The following is a 16,879-nucleotide window of genomic DNA, read 5'->3' on the forward strand; positions in this document are numbered from 1 at the left end:
CTTATGACCAACGCCGCTCCGCCCCCCATCGTGGCCATCCTGCGCGGCGTGAAGCCGACCGAGATCCTCGACATCGCCGCCGCCCTGGTGGCCGCCGGGATCAAGGGCATCGAGGTGCCGCTGAACTCGCCCGATCCGCTGGAGAGCATCGGCAAGCTGTGCGACGCCTTTGGTGATCAGGCGCTCTGCGGCGCCGGCACCGTGCTCTCAGCCCAAGCCGTCGACGACGTCGCCGGCGTCGGCGGCAAGCTGATCGTCACGCCCAACACCGACCCGGAAGTCATCGCCCGCGCAGTCGCCCTGGGTCTGACCGCCATGCCCGGTTTCGCCACGCCGTCAGAGGCCTTCGCCGCCGTGAAGGCGGGCGCCAAAGCCCTGAAGCTGTTCCCGGCCGGTTCGTTCAGTCCAGGCCACATCAAGGCGATCAAGGACGTGCTGCCCAAGAACATCGCCGTCTACGCCGTCGGCGGCGTCGGCGCGGCCAATCTCGACGTCTGGAAGGCGGCCGGCGTGGCCGGCATCGGCGTCGGCGGCGAGCTCTATCGGCCGGGCTACACCGCCCAGGAGGTCGGCGAACGGGCCACGGCCCTGGTCGCGGCCTGGAACGCTCAAACCTAGTCCACCCAGGCCTAGTCCCAACAAGAACAACAGTCCCTCGGGGGAGGAACACCGTGCAGACCATCGATTTCGTGATCCTGGCGATCTACGCGGTCGCCATCTTCGGCCTGGCCCAATGGGTCAGCCGCGAGAAGAGCGGTCACCAGAAGGACTCGACCGACTACTTCCTGGCCGGCAAGGCCCTGCCCTGGTGGGCGATCGGCGCCTCGCTGATCGCCGCCAACATCTCGGCCGAGCAGATCATCGGCATGAGCGGCTCGGGCTACGCCATCGGCCTGGCCATCGCCTCCTATGAGTGGATGGCCGCCCTGACCCTGCTGATCGTCGGGAAGTTCTTCCTGCCGGTGTTCCTGAAGAACGGCGTCTACACCATGCCGCAGTTCCTGGAGCAGCGGTACGGCCCCAGCGTGCGGACCCTGATGGCCGTGTTCTGGCTGGGGCTGTACGTCTTCGTGAACCTGACCTCGATCCTGTGGCTGGGCTCGATCGCCATCCACACCGTCACCGGCCTGGACCAGATGTGGGCCCTGGCCGCCATCGGCGCCTTCGCCCTGGCCTATCAGATCTGGGGCGGGCTGAAGGCCGTGGCCCTGACCGACATCGTCCAGGTGGCCCTGCTGGTCACCGGCGGCCTGATCATCGCCTGGCTGTCGCTGGGCAAGATCGGCAATGGCGACGTGCTGGCCGGCTTCCACCACCTGACGACCCAGTTCCCCGAGAAGTTCGACATGATCCTCTCGAAGGACAACCCGCACTACAAGGACCTGCCCGGCATCGCGGTGCTGGTCGGCGGCCTGTGGATCATGAACATCAGCTATTGGGGCTTCAACCAGTACATCATCCAGCGCGCCCTCGGCGCCAAGGACCTGAAGGAAGCCCAGAAGGGCATCGCCATGGCGGCCTATCTGAAGCTCTTGATGCCGGTGATCGTGGTGCTGCCGGGCATCGCCGCCCTCGTCTTGGCCCCGCAAGGCATCAAGCCCGACCAGGCCTATCCGGAGATGATGAAGCTGCTGCCGCCGGGCCTGCTGGGCCTGGTGTTCGCGGCGCTGGTGGCGGCGATCGTCGCGTCGCTGGCGGCGAAGATCAATTCGATCGCCACCATCTTCACCCTGGACGTCTACGCCAAGGCCCGCCCGGGGACGAGCGAGAAGCACCTGGTCACGGTCGGTCGCCTGACCGCCGTGGTCGCGGTGATCATCGGCGTCCTGACCGCCAAGCCGCTGCTGGGCGGCGCCGAGCAGGCCTTCCAGTTCATCCAGGAGTTCACCGGCTTCTTCACGCCGGGCATCGTGGTGATCTTCATCCTGGGCATGTTCTGGAAGAAGGCGACCACCGCCGGCGCCCTGACCGCCGCCATCGGCTCGGCCGTGCTGTCGGGCCTGTTCTGGTACCTCCAGGAGCAGGCGATCTACACCATGCCGTTCATGAACCGCGTGAGCGTCGTCTTCCTGCTGTCGCTGGCCGGGGCCGTGCTGGTCTCGCTGGTCGCGCCGCAGAAGAAAGAGGTCAGCGTCGTGACCCTGGAAGGGATCAGCTACAAGACCTCGACCGGCTTCAACATCGCCGGGGTCGGGGTGATCCTGATCCTAATCGCGCTCTATTCCACCTGGTGGTGAGACCAATTGGGCGGCCGAGCGAGGTTCTCGGTCGCCCATTTTTTCGTTTTGGTCAGACCTCCGACCTGAACGCTCTTGCCGAACGCTCCCGGCGCGGCTGTATTCAGCTGAACCGCTCCATTCGCGAGCGGAGCAAATCAAGTTAGACAGCAGCGATAGCGTCTCCGTCGCCGCCGCAGGAAAGAAGATCCGCCGATGCGCACCCAGCCCGGCCTGAGTTTGACGTACGGTCTGGTCGAGCAACTTGGTCAGGCCATCGTCACCGGCGAATACGTCGAGGTGGGCTTCCCGACCGAGGGCGAACTCTCCAAGCAGTTCGGCGCCAGCCGCACCGTCACCCGCGAGGCGGTCAAGATGCTGACCGCCAAGGGCCTGCTCAGCGCCCGCCCGCGCCACGGCACCGTGGTCGAGCCGGAAGCCGAGTGGAACATGCTCGATCCAGACGTGCTGCGCTGGCTGCTGGAGCGCAAGTTCAGCCTGCGCCTGCTGGCCGACTTTACCGAGATGCGGCTGGGCATCGAGCCCGCCGCCGCTGCCCTGGCCGCCCGCAACGCCGACGAGGCGGGGCTGGAGGAGATCCGCAAGGGCCTGCGCCGCATGAAGGCCGCCGCCTCGGGCGAGGATGATCCCCTCACCGCCGACATCGCCTTCCACATCGCCATTCTCAGCGCGACCAAGAACCCGTTCTATCGCGAGCTGCACGAACTGGTGAACACGGCCCTGCGCATCTCGATCCGCTTCACCAACCGCATCAAGGGCCGCACCGCCTCGATCCCCTCGCACGAGGACGTGGCCGAGGCGATCATCGCCCGCGACGCCGACAAGGCCTCGGCGGCCATGCGCGAGATCATCGTCGACGTGCTGGAGCTGATCCGCGCGGCCTCGCCGGCCACCGAAAGCGAAGCGGCCCGGCGCGAGGCCTGACATCCGAGGCTTGCTTTTCGGGCGATAGTTGACAACGTTGTCAAGCGATAGCGGCCGCCAGAGCCGCCTTGGGAGCACGCCATGGTCTCGATCCGCAAAGTCCTGGCCTTGGGCGCGCTAGCCGCCGCGCTGGCCCTGCCCGCCGCCGCCCGCGAGATCTCGCCGGAAGCGCAAGTTCAGGCCATGCAGCGCGGCGTCAACGTGCTGGGCTACGACCCGCTGTGGAAGGATCCGGCCAAGGCCCGCTTCCAGTTGACCCGCCACTTCAAGACCATCAAGGCCGGCGGCTTCGACACCGTGCGGGTCAACCTGCAGGCCTTCGCCCACATGGACGGGGAAGGCCGCCTGGATCCGGTCTGGTTCTCGACCCTGGACACGGTGGTCAAGGAAGCCCTGGCCGCCAAGCTGACCGTCATCCTCGACGAGCACGACTTCAACGCCTGCGAGGAAGACCTCGCCGCCTGCAAGCCGCGCCTGACCGCCTTCTGGAAGCAGCTCGCCGAGCGCTACAAGGCCACGCCCGACCAAGTGGTGTTCGAGCTGCTGAACGAGCCCAACCGCCGGATGGACGACGTCTGGAACGCCTGGATCCCCGACCTCCTGGCGACGATCCGCGCGACCAATCCGACCCGCAACGTCATCGTCGGCCCGACCAACTGGAACAGCCTGCACCGGCTGCCGGACCTGAAGCTGCCCAAGGCCGACCGCCATCTGATCGTGACCTTCCACTACTACGATCCGTTTCCGTTCACCCACCAGGGCGCGTCGTGGGCCAGCCCCGTCCCGCCGGTGGGCGTGAGCTGGGGAACGCCGGACGAGCAGGCCCGGATCGACAAGGACTTCGACACGGTCGCCGCCTGGGCCAAGGCCGAAGGCCGGCCGGTGCTGCTGGGCGAGTTCGGGGCCTACGACAAAGGTCCAATGGACTCGCGCATCGCCTATACGCAGGCTGTCGCCCGCTCGGCCGAGCGCCATGGTTTCGCCTGGGCCTACTGGCAGTTCGACAGCGACTTCATCGTCTACGACATCAAGGCCGACGCCTGGAACGCTCCGATCCACGACGCCCTGATCACCAAGAAATAGGACCGCTCCCCGTGCAAGCTCCGTATGCCGCCGCCGCCGACCGCTACAAGTCGATGCCCTATCGCCGCACGGGCCGCAGCGGCCTCGATTTGCCGGCGATCTCGCTGGGCCTGTGGCAGAACTTCGGCGGGGCCGACGTGTTCGAGACCGGCCGCGCCATCCTGCGCCGGGCCTTCGACCTGGGGGTCACCCACTTCGATCTCGCCAACAACTACGGCCCGCCCTACGGCTCGGCGGAAGAGAATTTCGGCAAGGTTCTGAACGACGACTTCAAGGCCCATCGCGACGAGCTGGTGATCTCGACCAAGGCCGGCTGGGACATGTGGCCGGGTCCCTATGGCGGCATCGGCGGCTCGCGGAAATATCTGATCGCCAGCTGCGACCAGAGCCTCAAGCGCATGGGCGTCGACTATGTCGACATCTTCTATTCGCACCGCGTCGATCCGACGACGCCGCTGGAAGAGACCATGGGCGCCCTGGCCCACCTGCACCGCCAGGGCAAGGCGCTGTATGTCGGAATCTCGTCCTACTCGCCCGAGCTGACCCGCCAGGCCCACGCCATCCTCAAGAGCGAGGGCGTGCCGCTGCTGATCCACCAGCCGTCCTATTCGATGGTCAATCGCTGGATCGAGGACGAACTGCTGGACACCCTCGATACCCTCGGCGTCGGCTGCATCGCCTTCTCGCCGCTGGCCCAGGGCCTGCTGACCAACAAGTACCTGAACGGCGCGCCGGCCGACTCCCGCGCGGCCAGGGGCGGCTCGTTCGGCGGCCACCTGCTCAGCGAAGACAACATCGCCCGCATCCGCGCCCTGGACGCCATCGCCAAGCAGCGCGGCCAGACCCTGGCCCAGCTGGCCCTGTCGTGGGTGCTGCGCGATCCGCGTGTGACCTCTGCCCTGATCGGCGCCCGCACCGTGGCCCAGCTGGAAGACTCGCTGGCGGCTTTGCAGACCCTGTCCTTCACCGCCGAGGAGCTGGCGCAGATCGACACCCATGCCTCGGAAGGCGGCGTCGACCTGTGGAAGGTGTCTTCAGAACTCGCAAGCGGCGATCTCCCTTAGGGTTAATAGCAAAGGTTTAATGTTCCGGCGGCTTGTCGAAGCCTCGCGTTCGCATAAAGTTCCCGCGCGATGGATAAGGGCGACCCTACCCTGTCTGACGAGGTCGAAGGCCTCGAGCGTCTCACCGAGCGTGAGCGCGAGTGCCTTCGACTCGTCGATCGCCACATGAGCTCCAAGGAGATCGCCCGCGAGCTGGGCCTCTCCAAGCACACCGTCGACTGGCATCTGGACAAGGCCCGCAAGCGGCTCGGCGCGGCCGACCGCTACGACGCCGCGCGTCGGGTCTTCGACCGGGCCCATGCCCCCCCTCCGACGCCTGTCACCCCCCCTCCGATCGCGTCGGGGTCCGACACGGCTCGGCTAGGCGAACACCCCTCCTCACGGTCAGCTGACCGCATCGAGGAAGGAGTTCCCAGTGAACGAGTTGACCCCCCATCAGAAGGACGCGATCGGCCGAGCCGCTCACCTGCGTCGGGAAGTGACGAGCTTCCAGGACACGTGGCCGAGGCTGAATTCCGCCGAGCTGCTGCCTCCGCTTACGTGGAGCGAGCTCGAGCGCCAGCTGATGAGCCTGGCGGTCACCCCGACCGCCGCGGCGATGGTGCCGGACCTGGTGGCGGCCACGCGCAAGCAGGCTTCGTTCAAGCCGAACGAACTGGTGATGCGCGAGATCCTGTGCATCGCCAGCGCGGTGATGGACGAGACGTTTCTGTCGGACCCTTCCTCCTTGGACTCGGAGACGGACGACCTAATCAGCTGAGTCTGCCCCTCCGACTGGCCTTCATCGCGGCCGTGATGATCGTGACCGCATTCGCGTTCGGTTCGATCCTGGCGGGGCTCCACGCACTCGAAGGCCTGTTCTAGACCGCCCGCGCGCCCAGAGCCGGCGCGCACGCTTCTCCTACTTGCCAATTCACCCTTGAACGCGCCGCGGGGCAGCCGCCGCGCGAGGAGAGAACCCATGCTCAAGGAACGTCGCCTGGCCGCCGAGACCGTGGCCGAAGCTCTGTTCGCCGCCGAGAAGGCGATCGACGAAGCCATCACCCAGACCGCCGCCCTGGCCGGCCTGATGCCCTCCACCCGCCGGAGCGCCAACCTGTCGGCCATGATCGGCCAGGACGCCATCATGGGCGCCATCGAGACCATGCAGGCCCTGGGCGTGGCCCGCCAGAACATCGTCGCCACCCACAAGCAGCTGTCGATCGCCCAGCGCGACATCGGCCTGGGCGCCGTCTCGTTCGGCGGCGGCGGCGAAAAGCCGCCTGAGCCGATCGTCACCAAGGGCAACCTGCACGCCGTCCGCGACGTCGCCTGACGCCGCACTTTTCAGCGCACTTTTCCGCGTCCGCGCATGGCCATTCACGCGCGGACGCGGTTAGGTTGCGAGCATGACCCTGCACACCGTCCATCAGTGGGCCAGCCTGATCTTCCTGCTGTTGTCCAGCGGGGCCGCGCTCTGGATGGGCGGCTGGCCCGAACGGGCGGCCGCCATCGCCATGGTCACGGCCTGGTTCGCCACCGCCGTCCTGCTGGCCCAGATCCAGCTGTGGGGCCTGGAGACCGAGGTGATGATCGTCGACGTCGCCCTGTTCGTGGTCGTCCTGGCCATCGCCCTGAAGTCCGATCGCTGGTGGCCGCTATGGGCCGCGGGGTTCCTGGGGCTGATCGTCCTGGTCCATTTCGCGGTGATCCTGGACCGGCGCATCTGGGGCCGGGCCTATTTCGTGGCCAGCAACATCTTCAGCTACCTGACCATGCTGGCCCTGCTGATCGGGTCGCTGTCGCGGCGAGGCCGCCAGACGCCCGTCGCTTAAAGCCCCGATCTGCTGACGCCACGTCACCGCTGACAGAACCCCAAACGACTGTTTCACTCCCGCCAACATAGGGAGAAAACTCATGGGCGAAGCCTATATCGTGGCGGCCGCGCGCACGGCCGGGGGTCGCAAGGGCGGCAAGGTCTCGGGCTGGCATCCAGCCGATCTGGGGGGCGCCATCCTGGACGCGCTGGTCGCCCGCACCGGCGCCGATCCGGCCCTGATCGAGGACGTGATCATGGGCTGCGTGGGCCAGGTCGGCGAGCAGGGCCTGAACATCGCCCGCAACGCCATCCTCGCCTCCAGCCTGCCCGAGAGCGTGCCGGGAACCTCGGTCGATCGCCAGTGCGGCTCGTCGCAGCAGGCCATCCACTTCGCCGCCGCCACCGTGATGTCGGGGGCCATGGACATCGTCATCGCGGCCGGCGTCGAGAGCATGAGCCGGGTGCCGATGGGGCTGTCGTCGCAGCTGCCCTACAAGAACGGCTTCGGCACCTACAAGAGCCCGCGCATCGAGGACCGCTACCCCGGCATCCAGTTCAGCCAGTTCACCGGCGCCGAAATGCTGGCCAAGAAGTACGACCTGTCGAGGGCCGAGCTGGACGCCTATGCGCTGCAGAGCCACCAGCGCGCCATGGCCGCGACCAAGGCCGGCAAGTTCGCCGCCGAGATCGTGCCGATCGACGTCACGCTGGAGGGCGGCGCGACCGAGCGTCACGACACCGACGAGGGCATCCGCTGGGACGCCACCCTGGAGTCGATCGGCTCGGTGAAACTGCTCGCCGAAGACGGCCGCATCACCGCCGCCACCGCCAGCCAGATCTGCGACGGCGCGGCCGGCGTGATGATCGTCAACGAGCGCGGGCTGAAGACCCTTGGCGTCAAGCCGCTGGCGCGGATCCACAGCATGACCGTGATCGGCCACGATCCGGTGATCATGCTGGAAGCCCCGATCCCGGCGACGCTGAAAGCTCTCGAGCGGGCCGGGATGAAGATCGGCGACATCGACCTCTATGAAGTCAACGAGGCCTTTGCGTCCGTGCCGACGGCATGGCTGAAGGTGACGGGTGGCGATCCCGACAAGCTGAACGTCAATGGCGGGGCGATCGCGCTTGGGCATCCGCTCGGTGGGTCGGGGGCCAAGCTGATGACGACCCTGGTGCATGCGATGCAGGACCGCGGGGCGCGGTATGGGCTGCAGACCATGTGCGAAGGCGGCGGGCTGGCGAACGTGACGATCGTGGAGCGGCTCTGATCTCTCCCTTCCCCCTTGGTGGGGGAAGGGTCGGGGATGGGGGTGACTGCTGAGCCGGCCACCGCGCGGCGTCGATCGCCGTATTCACCCCCACCCCTGCCCCTCCCCCATCAAGGGGGAGGGGGTCATTGATTTATCGTCTTACGGCAAATTAACTCAGCAACCCCCGGTTTGTCGGCTAGAAGCGCGACGGGCTCTAACAGCTGCTGGGGATAATCGTGCTTTACCGGATCAATGGGCGCCGCCCGACTATGAGCGCGCTGGTCTTGGTCCTGGGCGTGAGCGCGATCGCTCTGTCAGGCTGCGGCGACAAGAAGCCCAAGACCACGAAGGCCGCGCCCACCGCTTCGGCGACGGTCAGCGTCGCCACGGTCTCCAGCCAGCCGATCGCGCGCCAGATCAACGCCACCGGCACCGTCTCGCCCTGGGAAGAGGTGCCCATCGGCGCCGAGACCGGCGGCCTGACCGCCATCTCGGTCAATGCCGAGGAAGGCCAGACCGTTCGGGCCGGCCAGATCCTGGTCCAGCTGAACGGCGCCGTGATCACCGCCCAGCTGCGCCAGCAGGACGCCAGCGTCGCCAGCGCCAAGGCCACCCTGGCCGAAGCGAGCGCTGCCCTGAACCGCGCCCGCGAGCTGAACGCCAAGGGCTATCTGAGCCAGGCCGGCCTCGACACCGCCACGGCCCGCCAGGGCACCTCGGCCGCCAACCTAGCCGCCGCCGAAGCGGCCCGTGGCGAGACCGCCGCCCGCGTGGCCCAGACCTCGATCCGCGCGCCTGTCGGCGGGCTGATCAGCCGTCGCAGCGTGACCAAGGGTCAGATCGTCTCGGCCGGGTCCGAGCTGTTCCGCATCGTCCGCGACGGCCGCCTGGAACTGGACGCCGAGATCCCCGAGACCGACCTGGCGTCGGTCAAGGCCGGCATGCCCGCCAAGGTCTATTCCGACAAGGTCGGCGAGGTCGGCGGCCGCGTCCGCATCGTCACCTCCGAGGTCAACACGACCAGCCGCGTGGGCGTCGCCCGCGTCGCCCTGTCGGCGATGGGCGGCTTCCGTCCAGGCATGTTCGCTCGCGCCATCATCGACGCCGGCGACCAACCCGCCCTGGTCGTGCCATCGGCCTCGGTGCTGTACCGCGAGAACCGCCCCGGCGTGTTCGTCGTCGACAGCGCCCGCAAGGTCCACTTCCGCCGCATCACCGTCCTGGCCAACACCGGCGACCGCGTGGCCGCCACAGGCCTGACCGCCGGCGAAAGCGTGGTGGTGGAGGGCGCGGGCTTCCTGGGTGAAGGCGACCTGGTCCGCATCGGCGCCGCCGCCCCGACCGCACGCTAAGGGACGAAACGATGCGCAACATCTCGTCCTGGGCGATCAAGAACCCGATCCCCATCATCCTGCTGTTCGTCATGCTAACCATCGCGGGCGTGGTCAGCTTCAGCAGCATGCGGATCAACAACAACCCCGACGTCGACCTGCCGATCGTCGTGGTCACGGCCGTGCGCCCCGGCGCCGCGCCCAGCGAGCTGGAGACCCAGGTCACCCGCCTGATCGAGGATTCGATCGCCGGCCTGGGCCAGGTGCGCCACACCAATTCCACCGTCGTCGACGGCGCCTCGACCACGGTCATCGAGTTCGAGCTGGGCGTCGACCACGAGCGCGTCACCAACGACGTGCGCAACGCCATGTCCAACCTGCGCGGCGACCTGCCCCAGGACATGCAGGAGCCGACCGTCACCCGCGTCGACATCTCGGGCGACGACCTGATCACCTATGTGGTCAAGGCCCCGACCCTGACGCCCGAGCAGCGCAGCTGGTTCGTCGACAACGACGTCAGCCGCGCCCTGCTGGCCACGCGCGGCGTCGGCGAGGTCAATCGCCGAGGCGGCGTCAGCCGTGAGATCGAGGTCGCCCTAGACCCCGACCGCCTGGCCGCACAAGGCGTCACCGCCGCCGCCGTCAGCCAGGCCCTGGTCTCGTCCAACGCCGACCTGCCCGGCGGCCGGGTGACCATCTCGGGCGCCGAGCGCGCCATCCGCACCCTGGGCGCGGCCGGCTCGGTCGAGCAGCTGCGCGAGACCCGCGTGCCCGTCGCGGGCGGCGGCACCGTGCGCCTGGCCGACCTGGGCGCGGTCACCGACCACTGGGCCGAGCCGCGTTCGCGCGCGCGTTACGACGGCCAGGAGGTCGTGACCTTCAGCATGATCCGCTCGCGCGGCGCCTCGGAGGTGCAAACCGCCGAGAAGGTCCGCAAGGCCGTCAAGAAGCTCGACGAGGAGCACCCCGAGCTGCAGATCGAGGAGATCACCTCGAACGTGAAGTACATCGAGGAGAGCTACGTCGCCTCGATGGAAGCCCTGATCATCGGCGCCGTCCTGGCCGTGCTGGTGGTGCTGCTGTTCCTGCGTGACTGGCGCGCCACCTTCCTGTCGGCCGTCGCCATCCCGATGTCGCTGATCCCGACGTTCGCGGTGCTGGCGCCGATGGGCCATTCTCTGAACGGCATCACCCTGCTGGCCCTGTCGCTGACCGTCGGCATCCTCGTCGACGACGCCATCGTCGAGATCGAGAACATGGTCCGCCACATGCGCGGGGGCAAAAGCCCCTATGCGGCGGCCATGGAGGCGGCGGACGAGATCGGCCTGGCCGTCGTGGCCACCACCTTCACCATCGTGGCGGTGTTCGCGCCGGTCGGCTTCATGCCCGGCATCGTCGGCCAGTTCTTCAAGGCCTTCGCGCTGGCGGCCTGCGTCTCGGTGCTGTTCTCGCTGGTGGTCGCCCGCCTGCTGACGCCGCTGATGGGCGCCTACATGCTCAAGGCCGACGCCAAGCACGAGGACAAGGACCCGCCGTGGATGGGTCCGTATCTCAAGAGCCTGAACTGGGGCCTGAACAATCGCTGGAAGGTGCTGGCGATGGGCATCCCGATGTTCATCATCTCGATCTTCCTGGCCACTCGCCTGCCGTTCGAGTTCCAGCCCCAGGCCGACCGCGGCCGGGCCCAGTTCTCGATCGAGCTGCCGCCGGGCGCCACCCTGGACGAGACCGACGCGGTGCTGCAGCGCGTGACCCGCGAACTGCGCGCCCGCAAGGAGGTCGTCGGCGTCTACAGCTCGGTCGGCAGCAACAATTCGGTCAACAAGGGCTCGGTGACCGCCGACCTGACCGACAAGGGCCAGCGGATCAGCCAGAAGGTGTTCAGCCGCCAGATGGTCGACCAGTTCGCCGCGATCCCCGGCGCCCGGATCGGCGCCGGCGGCGGCGGCGGCGGCGGCCCTTCGGACGGCAGCGGCTACACCCTGAGCCTGGTCAGCGACAACGGCCCGGCCCTGGAAGCCGCCGCCCGCAAGGTCGAGGCCGAGATGCGCTCGGTCCCGGGCCTGGCGCACGTGGTCAACACCGCCTCGATCGCCCGTCCAGAGATCGTCGTCACGCCCAGGCCCGACCAGGCCGCCCGCGCCGGCGTCTCGGCCGGAGCGATCAGCCAGGCCGTGCGCGTGGCCACCATCGGCGATGTCGACCAGAACCTGCCCAAGTACAATCTGGGTGACCGCCAGGTGCCGATCCGCCTGCGCCTGAACGACGACGCCCGCGGCGACATCGCCGTGCTGCAGACCCTGCAGGTGCCGACCGCCAACGGCTCCGTGCCGCTGAGCGCGGTCGCCGACATCCGCTTCGGCGCCGGTCCCTCGCAGATCGACCGCCGCGACCGCGCGCGCGTGGCCACCATCACCGCCGAACTCGACGGCATCGTCGTCGGCGAGGCGGCCAAGCGCGTCCACGCCCTGAACTCGGTCAAGCACCTGCCCACGGGCGTCAAGGAAGTGGCCGCCGGGGACGCCGAGTTCATCCAGGAAATGGTCACCGGCTTCCTGGGCGCGCTGATCACCGGCATCCTGCTGATGTACGTCGTGCTGGTGCTGCTGTTCCGCAGCTTCGCCCACCCGATCACCATCATGGTGGCCCTGCCCCTGGCCATCGGCGGCGCCTTCGGCCTGCTGGTGCTGGCCAAGTCCAGCTTCTCGATCTCGACCCTGATCGGGATCCTGATGCTGATGGGCATCGCGGCCAAGAACTCGATCCTGCTGGTCGAGTACGCGATCATGGCGATGAAGGAACACGGCATGGACAAGCGCACGGCCATCGTCGACGCGGCCCACAAGCGGGCCCGGCCGATCCTGATGACCACCGTGGCCATGGGCGCGGGCATGCTGCCCACCGCCATCGGCCTGGGCGCCGAGGTCGAGTTCCGGGCTCCCATGGCCATCGCGGTCATCGGCGGCCTGATCACCTCGACCCTGCTGTCGCTGCTCTACATCCCGGTGGTGTTCGTTCTGATGGACGGCCTGACGGTGCGGACCGGCAAGCTGATGCACCGCATCTTCGGCGGCCAGCACCACGTGGCGGCGAAGAAGCCGATCGTGGAGTAAAGCCGACCAAATCGGACTTGAGAGCGCCCTTCGCGAACCTCGGCGGAGGGCGTTTTTGTATCGCCCTACGTTCTAAGCGCCTGAGCCACCACCGGCGCCAGCCGGTCGGCGATGATCCGCGCGCCCTCGGCGTTCGGATGGATCCCGTCCCGCTGCATGTAGCGCGAGACCCCGATCACGCCGGTGAAGAAGTCCGGCGCGTAGAACACCCCCTGCTCCCTGGCCAGATCCGGATAGAGCTGGCTGAAGCGCCGGGCATAGGCCACGCCCAGCAGCGCCGGCGCCCTCACCCCGGCCAGCACGACGCGCACATTGCGGTTCTTCAAGTGCTGGATGATGGCCCGCAGGTTGGCCTTGGTCATCGAGGGGTCCAGGCCCAGCAGCAGGTCATTGCCGCCCAGGGCGATCACGCAGACGCTCGTCGCGGCCGGCACGCGGTCGACGCGGGCCAGGCCATTGGCGCTGGTGTCGCCCAGGACGCCGAAACCCTGCACCCGCGACTTGATGCTCATCCGGTCCAGCGCCGCCTGCAGCCGCGCGGGCATGGCCATGTCGCTCTTGAGGCCCAGGCCCGCCGTGATCGAGTCGCCCAGCACCGTCACCAGGGGCGGCGGCGGAGGCGGGGGCGGCGGCTTGGGCGCGGCCTTCTTGCGCGAGGCCGCGGATGCGCCTCCCGGCAAGGCCAAGGCCATGAGGCCGACCAGCAGGCTGCGGCGATCCGAAACGCGGGACTGGAACTTCACCATGATCAAACCGTATCAATCTCCTGAGCACATAGAAGTCCATGCGCGTTGAACGCAGGGTGAAGGGAGAACCGCCGATGCATCGCCGAGTTCGCGAAATCTTGATCGTCGGCGGCGCGCTCATGGCGCTCGCGGCCTGCGGCAAGAGCAACAGCCAGCAGAACAGCACGGTGGGCTACGGCCCCAACCCCGCCCTGCCCGAGCCCAGCCGCAGCCTGATCCCGACCGTGAAGGTCTCCGAGGTGGTCGGCTGGCCGGCGGGCGTCACGCCCCGCGCCCCGGCCGGCTTCCGCGTGCAGCCGTTCGCCACGGGCCTGGACCATCCTCGCTGGCTGCTCGTCCTGCCCAATGGCGACGTGCTGGTGGCCGAGAGCAACGCCCCGCCCAAGAAGGAGCCGCCCAAGGGGATCAAGGGCTTCTTCGAGGCCAAGCTGATGAAGAAGGCCGGGGCCGGCGTGCCCAGCGCCAACCGCATCACCCTGCTGCGCGACGCCGACCACGACGGGATCGCCGAGGTGAAGACGCCGTTCCTGACGGGCCTCCATTCGCCGTTCGGCATGGCCCTGGTCGGCGACACCCTCTACGTCGCCAACGCCGACGCCATCGTCGCCTTCCCCTATGTGGTGGGCGCGACCCAGATCACCGCCGCGCCGCGCAAGGTCACCGACCTGCCGGGCGGGCCGATCAACCACCACTGGACCAAGAACATCATCGCCAGCCCGGACGGGACCAAGCTGTTCGCCACGGTCGGCTCCAACAGCAATGTCGGCGAGAACGGCATGGCCAACGAAGTCGACCGCGCGGCGATCCTCGAGGTCGACCTGGCGACCGGACAGAAGCGCGTCTTCGCCGGCGGCCTGCGCAATCCCAACGGCCTGGGCTGGAACCCGGTCGGCGGCGAGCTGTGGACCAGCGTCAACGAGCGCGACGAACTGGGCAACGACCTGGTGCCCGACTACATGACCTCGGTCCGCGAGGGCGGCTTCTACGGCTGGCCCTACAGCTGGTACGGCCGCCACGTCGACAAGCGGGTCAAGGACGCCGACCGCCGCCCCGACCTGGTCGAGCGCGCCATGGTCCCCGACTACGCCCTGGGCGCTCATACCGCCTCCCTGGGCCTGAGCTTCTACACGGGCGCCAGCTTCCCGGCGCACTACAAGGACGGGGTGTTCGTCGGCCAGCACGGCTCGTGGAACAGGAAGCCGCAGGCCGGCTACAAGGTGATCTTCGTGCCGTTCGCCGGAGGGAAACCGGCCGGCGCGGTGGAGGATTTCCTGACCGGGTTCCTGGACGCCGACGGCAAGGCGCAAGGCCGGCCGGTGGGCGTGACGGTTGACGGCGCCGGGGCGCTGCTGGTGGCCGATGATGTGGGGAACGTGGTGTGGCGGGTTAGCGCGGCGAAGTAGCCAGCTCCGCCTCCGCGCCCCGCACCATCAGATCCAGCCCGCGCTCGAACAGCCCGGCGTGGTCGCTCTGGCGGTAGTCGGCGATCGCCTCGGCCAGGGCGGGATAGGCTCGGGCGGCCTCGTCCAGCCGCGCCTGCTCGGCCGAGCCGGTGATGGGCGAGGCCTGCTCTTCCAGCACGCAGCCGACGACGTAGCGACTGATCGCGACGAACAGCTGCAGCGCCTGGCCCGGCGAAAACCCCGCCGCCGTCAGATGCCGGATCTGGACCTCGACATGGTCCAGGTCGTCGGGCGCGGCCTCGGTGCCGGCATGGACCCGCGCCCCGTCGCGGTAGGTCAGCAACGCCGCCCGGAAGCTGCGGCCGTTGCGCCTCAGAAAGTCCTGCCAGGCCTCGTCCGGCCGGGGCGTGCGGGCGTCCGAGGTCCGCGCCAGGATCTCGCCGTTGATGGCGTCCAGCAGGGCCCGCTTGCTCTTGAAGTGCCAATACAGAGCCGGCTGCTGCACGCCCAGGCGCTGGGCGATGGCCCGCGTCGACAGCGCGTCGATGCCGACCTCGTTCAGGAGCTCCAGCGCCGTATCGACGATGCGCTGGCGGTCGACCTTCATCTGAGTCCCTACATGAATCGGCTTGACCTCGCGGCCGATCTCGACTTTATCGCCGATAAGGAACTTTATCGATGATAAATTTTATGAAAAGCCGCGCTGAACTCGCCTTCCCCCTGATCCTGGCCACCGTGATGCTGGATGCCGTCGGCATCGGCCTGGTCATGCCGATCATCCCGAGCCTGCTGCGCGAGGTCGGCCACACCGGCGATCTGGGCTGGCGGTTCGGGGCGTTTCTGGGCCTTTACGCCCTGATGCAGTTCCTGTGCGCCCCGGTGCTGGGCGCGCTGAGCGACAAGGTCGGCCGGCGGCCGGTGCTGCTGGTCTCGCTGGCCGGCGCGGCGATCGACTATGTGTTCATGGCTTTGGCGCCGTCGCTGGCCTGGCTGTTCGTCGGTCGCGCCATCGCCGGGATCACCGGGGCCAACATGGCCGTCGCCCAGGCGTATATCGCCGACATCACGCCCGAGGCGCAGCGCACCCGCCGCTTTGGCCTGTTCAGCGCCATGTTCGGCGTGGGCTTCATCCTGGGTCCGGTGATGGGCGGCTTCCTGGGCGAGGTCTGGACCCGCGCCCCGTTCCTGGCGGCGGCGGCGCTGAACGGCGTCAACTTCCTGATGGCCGTCTTCATCCTGCCGGAGTCGCACAAGAGCCTGGCCGAGAGCCGCGCCAAGCCGTTCGACCTGGCGGCCTTCAACCCGTTCGGCTCGCTGCGCTGGGCGACGGCGTTTCCGGCCCTGCTGCCGCTGATGGCCGCCTTCGTCCTCCTGGCCATCACCGGCGAGGTCGGCGGCACGATCTGGGTGCTGTACGGCGAGGACAAGTTCGCCTGGGATCCGTGGACGGTCGGCTTCTCGCTGGCGGGCTTCGGCGTCTTCACCGCCCTGGCCCAGGCCTTCGTGGCCGGACCGGTCGCCGAGCGGTTCGGCGAGCGCAAGACCCTGGTCATCGCCATCGTCTGCGACGCCTTCGCCTATCTGGCCATCGCGCTGGCCAACAAGGGCTGGATGGCGTTCGCGCTGCTGCCGTTCTTCTGCCTGGGCGGCATCGGCCACGCGGCCATCGCCTCAATGCTGTCGGCCCAGGTCGGCGAGGACCAGCAGGGCCGCCTTCAGGGCGTGATGGCCAGCCTGGCCAGCCTGGCCTCGGTCATCGGCCCGGTGGTCATCGCCCAGGTCTATTTCGCCAGCCGCGGCTGGTTCCCGGGCCTAGTGTGGGCGGCTGGCGCGGCGATCGGCCTGCTGTGCCTGCCGATCCTCTTGAGTGGACGTCAGGGCAAGCTTGCACAACAGGACTGACCGGATCTAGGGTCCCTTCCAAAGC

General features: G+C 68.3%; 15 protein-coding genes and 1 pseudogene. 14 read left to right on the plus strand and 2 right to left on the minus strand.

The genetic code is table 11. The annotated features are described in order from the left end of the window. Positions 1-3: 3 nt before the first annotated feature. The 12 genes and pseudogenes from AC1RR5_RS15340 (at position 4) to AC1RR5_RS15395 (ending at position 12,803) form a co-directional block, all read left to right on the plus strand. Positions 4-618, plus strand: coding sequence for a 2-dehydro-3-deoxy-6-phosphogalactonate aldolase (locus AC1RR5_RS15340; RefSeq protein WP_492922570.1), 615 nt, complete (start codon positions 4-6; stop codon positions 616-618). A 53-nt stretch (positions 619-671) separates the two neighbouring features. Beyond that, the gene (locus AC1RR5_RS15345) at positions 672-2,237 is read left to right on the plus strand and encodes a sodium/sugar symporter (RefSeq protein WP_492922572.1); all 1,566 of its coding nucleotides are present in this window, start codon (positions 672-674) and stop codon (positions 2,235-2,237) included. Between the two features lie 195 nt (positions 2,238-2,432). Further along, positions 2,433-3,161 (plus strand): FadR/GntR family transcriptional regulator, encoded by a 729-nt coding sequence (locus AC1RR5_RS15350; RefSeq protein ID WP_492922574.1) that lies wholly within the window; start codon positions 2,433-2,435, stop codon positions 3,159-3,161. 81 nt (positions 3,162-3,242) lie between these two features. Then, entirely contained in the window at positions 3,243-4,244 is a 1,002-nt protein-coding gene (locus AC1RR5_RS15355) for a glycoside hydrolase family 5 protein (protein ID WP_492922576.1), read from the plus strand. A 53-nt stretch (positions 4,245-4,297) separates the two neighbouring features. Then, positions 4,298-5,308, plus strand: a complete 1,011-nt coding sequence (mgrA, locus tag AC1RR5_RS15360; protein WP_492922666.1) for an L-glyceraldehyde 3-phosphate reductase — start codon at positions 4,298-4,300, stop codon at positions 5,306-5,308. A 165-nt stretch (positions 5,309-5,473) separates the two neighbouring features. Next, positions 5,474-5,527 (plus strand): annotated as a pseudogene (locus AC1RR5_RS15365) (hypothetical protein); the annotation flags it as partial. Positions 5,528-5,723: 196 nt separating this feature from the next. Further along, positions 5,724-6,068 carry a hypothetical protein gene (locus tag AC1RR5_RS15370; RefSeq protein WP_492922578.1) on the plus strand — a complete coding sequence of 115 codons (345 nt, stop codon included), beginning with the start codon at positions 5,724-5,726 and terminating at the stop codon, positions 6,066-6,068. 201 nt (positions 6,069-6,269) lie between these two features. Next, the gene (locus AC1RR5_RS15375; RefSeq protein WP_492922580.1) at positions 6,270-6,623 is read left to right on the plus strand and encodes a hypothetical protein; all 354 of its coding nucleotides are present in this window, start codon (positions 6,270-6,272) and stop codon (positions 6,621-6,623) included. A gap of 73 nt (positions 6,624-6,696) precedes the next feature. Continuing rightward, entirely contained in the window at positions 6,697-7,122 is a 426-nt protein-coding gene (locus AC1RR5_RS15380; protein WP_492922582.1) for a hypothetical protein, read from the plus strand. 82 nt (positions 7,123-7,204) lie between these two features. Then, positions 7,205-8,377: an acetyl-CoA C-acetyltransferase gene (locus AC1RR5_RS15385; RefSeq protein ID WP_492922584.1), complete on the plus strand. Its 1,173-nt coding sequence runs from the start codon at positions 7,205-7,207 to the stop codon at positions 8,375-8,377. Between the two features lie 251 nt (positions 8,378-8,628). Next, a complete protein-coding gene (locus tag AC1RR5_RS15390; RefSeq protein ID WP_492922586.1) occupies positions 8,629-9,711 on the plus strand; it encodes an efflux RND transporter periplasmic adaptor subunit in 1,083 nt (360 codons plus the stop codon). 11 nt (positions 9,712-9,722) lie between these two features. Then, positions 9,723-12,803, plus strand: coding sequence for an efflux RND transporter permease subunit (locus tag AC1RR5_RS15395; RefSeq protein ID WP_492922588.1), 3,081 nt, complete (start codon positions 9,723-9,725; stop codon positions 12,801-12,803). A gap of 65 nt (positions 12,804-12,868) precedes the next feature. Here AC1RR5_RS15395 and AC1RR5_RS15400 read toward each other — a convergent pair whose 3' ends face one another. Beyond that, positions 12,869-13,549 (minus strand): arylesterase, encoded by a 681-nt coding sequence (locus tag AC1RR5_RS15400; RefSeq protein ID WP_492922668.1) that lies wholly within the window; start codon positions 13,547-13,549, stop codon positions 12,869-12,871. A 74-nt stretch (positions 13,550-13,623) separates the two neighbouring features. Between AC1RR5_RS15400 and AC1RR5_RS15405 the strand changes: the two genes are divergently transcribed. Beyond that, a complete protein-coding gene (locus AC1RR5_RS15405) occupies positions 13,624-14,952 on the plus strand; it encodes a PQQ-dependent sugar dehydrogenase (protein WP_492922590.1) in 1,329 nt (442 codons plus the stop codon). On the opposite strand, the gene AC1RR5_RS15410 is transcribed toward AC1RR5_RS15405, so the two are convergent. Further along, positions 14,936-15,559 (minus strand): TetR/AcrR family transcriptional regulator C-terminal domain-containing protein, encoded by a 624-nt coding sequence (locus AC1RR5_RS15410; protein WP_492922592.1) that lies wholly within the window; start codon positions 15,557-15,559, stop codon positions 14,936-14,938. The two genes, AC1RR5_RS15405 and AC1RR5_RS15410, sit on opposite strands and share 17 nt — an antisense overlap. A gap of 83 nt (positions 15,560-15,642) precedes the next feature. Between AC1RR5_RS15410 and tet the strand changes: the two genes are divergently transcribed. Next, a complete protein-coding gene (gene tet, locus AC1RR5_RS15415) occupies positions 15,643-16,854 on the plus strand; it encodes a Tet(A)/Tet(B)/Tet(C) family tetracycline efflux MFS transporter (RefSeq protein ID WP_492922594.1) in 1,212 nt (403 codons plus the stop codon). The last annotated feature ends 25 nt before the right edge of the window (positions 16,855-16,879 follow it).

It is taken from the genome of Caulobacter sp. GW821-FHT11E11 (genome assembly GCF_058808315.1).

What these genes read in the sequence shown, in the direction of transcription:
- AC1RR5_RS15340 (WP_492922570.1), top strand. Translation starts at nt 4, where the DNA reads ATGACCAACGCCGCTCCGCCCCCCATCGTGGCCATCCTGCGCGGCGTG.
- AC1RR5_RS15350 (WP_492922574.1), top strand. Translation starts at nt 2,433, where the DNA reads ATGCGCACCCAGCCCGGCCTGAGTTTGACGTACGGTCTGGTCGAGCAA.
- AC1RR5_RS15355 (WP_492922576.1), top strand. Translation starts at nt 3,243, where the DNA reads ATGGTCTCGATCCGCAAAGTCCTGGCCTTGGGCGCGCTAGCCGCCGCG.
- mgrA (WP_492922666.1), top strand. Translation starts at nt 4,298, where the DNA reads ATGCCCTATCGCCGCACGGGCCGCAGCGGCCTCGATTTGCCGGCGATC.
- AC1RR5_RS15375 (WP_492922580.1), top strand. Translation starts at nt 6,270, where the DNA reads ATGCTCAAGGAACGTCGCCTGGCCGCCGAGACCGTGGCCGAAGCTCTG.
- AC1RR5_RS15380 (WP_492922582.1), top strand. Translation starts at nt 6,697, where the DNA reads ATGACCCTGCACACCGTCCATCAGTGGGCCAGCCTGATCTTCCTGCTG.
- AC1RR5_RS15385 (WP_492922584.1), top strand. Translation starts at nt 7,205, where the DNA reads ATGGGCGAAGCCTATATCGTGGCGGCCGCGCGCACGGCCGGGGGTCGC.
- AC1RR5_RS15390 (WP_492922586.1), top strand. Translation starts at nt 8,629, where the DNA reads ATGAGCGCGCTGGTCTTGGTCCTGGGCGTGAGCGCGATCGCTCTGTCA.
- AC1RR5_RS15395 (WP_492922588.1), top strand. Translation starts at nt 9,723, where the DNA reads ATGCGCAACATCTCGTCCTGGGCGATCAAGAACCCGATCCCCATCATC.
- AC1RR5_RS15400 (WP_492922668.1), bottom strand. Translation starts at nt 13,549, where the DNA reads ATGGTGAAGTTCCAGTCCCGCGTTTCGGATCGCCGCAGCCTGCTGGTC.
- AC1RR5_RS15405 (WP_492922590.1), top strand. Translation starts at nt 13,624, where the DNA reads ATGCATCGCCGAGTTCGCGAAATCTTGATCGTCGGCGGCGCGCTCATG.
- AC1RR5_RS15410 (WP_492922592.1), bottom strand. Translation starts at nt 15,559, where the DNA reads ATGAAGGTCGACCGCCAGCGCATCGTCGATACGGCGCTGGAGCTCCTG.
- tet (WP_492922594.1), top strand. Translation starts at nt 15,643, where the DNA reads ATGAAAAGCCGCGCTGAACTCGCCTTCCCCCTGATCCTGGCCACCGTG.